The organism is Bacillota bacterium (assembly GCA_040754675.1).
Taxonomy (GTDB): domain Bacteria; phylum Bacillota; class Limnochordia; order Limnochordales; family Geochordaceae; genus Geochorda.
On record JBFMCJ010000587.1, the window covers coordinates 1 to 2,430 of the forward strand.

The 2,430-nt window shown below is 54.9% G+C and carries 3 protein-coding genes; all 3 read left to right on the top strand.

The window, feature by feature from the left end:
• Window positions 1-609, top strand: a 609-nt coding sequence (locus tag AB1609_21235; GenBank protein ID MEW6048960.1) for a uroporphyrinogen decarboxylase family protein, incomplete at its 5' end; no start/stop codon positions are given.
• A 39-nt stretch (window positions 610-648) separates the two neighbouring features.
• Window positions 649-1,284 (top strand): corrinoid protein, encoded by a 636-nt coding sequence (locus AB1609_21240; GenBank protein ID MEW6048961.1) that lies wholly within the window; start codon window positions 649-651, stop codon window positions 1,282-1,284.
• A gap of 131 nt (window positions 1,285-1,415) precedes the next feature.
• The coding region (locus AB1609_21245; GenBank protein ID MEW6048962.1) for an MFS transporter at window positions 1,416-2,430 on the top strand (1,015 nt) is incomplete at its 3' end.

Below are 2,430 nucleotides of genomic sequence, written 5' to 3' on the forward strand. Positions count from 1 at the left end.
GCTATCGAAAGTATCGGGCTCGAGAGGTTTTGTTACTACATTTATGACGACCCTGCGTTTGTGCGAGAGGTGGTTGAGCGCTTTTGCACTTGGTGTGCCACGGTGATTGAGTACGTGAACCAGCTGGACTTCGACTTCTATTGGGTTAACGACGATATAGCAGACACTCATGGACCGTGGTTTTCGCCGAAGGTTTTCCGTGAGCTCTTTCTGCCCTACATCCGCGAGGTGGCTAGGTGCATCAAAAAACCATGGATTTTCCACAGCGACGGGAATCTCATGCCCTTGCTGGACGATCTTTTAACACTGGGGATGAATGCAATCCACCCCATCCAGCCGCGCGCCATGGACATTGGGGAGGTTAAGAGGTGTTACGGCGCAAGGTTATGTCTCGTAGGGAATATCGACCTCGACTATATTCTTACCCAGGCGTCACCCGACGAGGTTGAAAACTCCGTCAAGGACACAATTCTGACGGCAGGATCTGGCGGCGGCTATATCATTAGCAGCGCGAACAGCTTGACTGACTACTGCAAGGTGGAGAACGTTTTGGCATTTGCCCAGGCAGTCAATAAGTACGGGTGGTATCCGCTCGAAGGGATGAGGTAGGAAAGGGCTGGGCAGAGTTCGCCTAAGGGGGGATCGGTTGTGGACCTGGCCGAGCAGCTGAAGGCTGCGATCATGGAGGGCGCAGCAGAGCGAGCACGGGAACTCACCAAGAGGGCCCTGGAGGCAGGGGTTCGGTGTGAGATCCTGAACGGGTGGATGATGCGGGCTATGGATGAGGTGGGCCGGCGTTTTGAGCGGGGAGAAGCTTTCATCCCTGAATTGTTGGTTGCAGCACGTGCGTTGCGTTGCTCTCTGGAGCTGCTGGCGAGCGATAAAGGCGGCTCGGCAATTGATACGGCTGGCCGGGTCGTCATCGGTACTGTCAAGGGCGACCTCCACGATATCGGAAAGAACTTCGTAGCGATGATGTTGCAAGGAGCCGGTTTCAGCGTTACCGATCTCGGGGTCGACGTGCCACCTGAGCGGTTTGTTCAAAGTGTGAGAGAGCACAAACCAGACCTCTTGGGCCTGTCGGCGCTTCTGACAACTACAATGCTCAACATGCGGGCCACCATTCGGGGTCTAGAGGAGGCAGGGCTCAGGGGATCCGTTAAGGTGATGATCGGCGGAGCTCCGGTGACAGAGAAATTCGCACGGGAAATCGGGGCTGACGGGTATGCAGAAAACGCCTTTGCAGCGGTGGGCTTGGCCAAGCGACTGTTAGGGCGAGGGTGATGCTGTTCACTGATGTCGGGTGACCTATGACGATACTGTCGAAGCCAACGTTAGAAAAATCGAGCATCGGCGCTCGTAGGTTGCTGTGCCCGAGGGGGCGTACCTCTCGCAGGACAGGGTCTCCGGGCTTGGTGCCGTTGAGCTGTGCGACGGAGTATTACCACCTGTTGTACCTGCTAAACTTTCTGTTTGGCTTTTCGGTTCAGTGCTCGCAGATTTTTGTGCCCTTGGTCGCCAAGCAGGTTGGTGGATCGGATTTACAGGTCGGACTTGTTGTTTCTCTTTATGGCTCGGCCTTCCTAATCAGTTCCCTTCTTTCGGGCTGGCTGTCTGACTCCAACGGTCGGTTACTCTTTGTGCGAATCGGACTTCTGGCTGCGTGCATGGCTTTCGGCGGGCAACTCGTGGCGTCCAGTTTGTCTTTGCTCATGATCACACGTGCCATTGCCGGGGTTGCCGTGGGAGTTGCGACTCCTGCGTTGATCGCCTATGCCTACGAATCCGGCACAGACGTCGGTAAGTTCAGCTCTTATGCGTGCTTGGGTTGGATTGCTGGGGCAGGTGCTGCAGCCTTTCTAAAGACGTTTACCTGCTGCTCCTTCGCGAGTTGCCTGTCTTGTTTGTTGGCCTTTTGTATCTCGTTAGTGCCTAAGGAGATCTTTTCTCGGAAGTCACCGATTGTGGCAAATGTGTGGTTGACACTGGGGAGGAATTATCATGTGTATCTGGGTGTCTTTCTCCGCTACGTGGGCGCCTACGCGGTATGGGCGATTCTACCAGTCTATTTTGTTAGCCTGGGATTGGACGAACTATGGATTGGGTTGCTCTGGGGTCTAAACTTTGCTACGCAATTTGTGGTCATGCCGCAACTGCACAGGTTTAGAAGCCGTGATCTCTTTTTGGTCGGGCAGCTTTTATCCATATGTACGTTTGTCGGGCTGGCTTATGCTAAGGGGCGGTTTGGGTTGATGGGGGTCCAGGTCCTGGGTGGAGTGGGCGGTTCTTGCCTATATGTAGGCGCTTTGTTGGCTGTTCTGGAAACAGGCGAAGAGCACGGAACAGCTAGCGGCGTTTTCCAGTCCACGCTGAACCTTTGCGGTTCGTTGGGTCCTTTGCTGGGAGGGGCTGTCTCGGCTCTATGGGGCT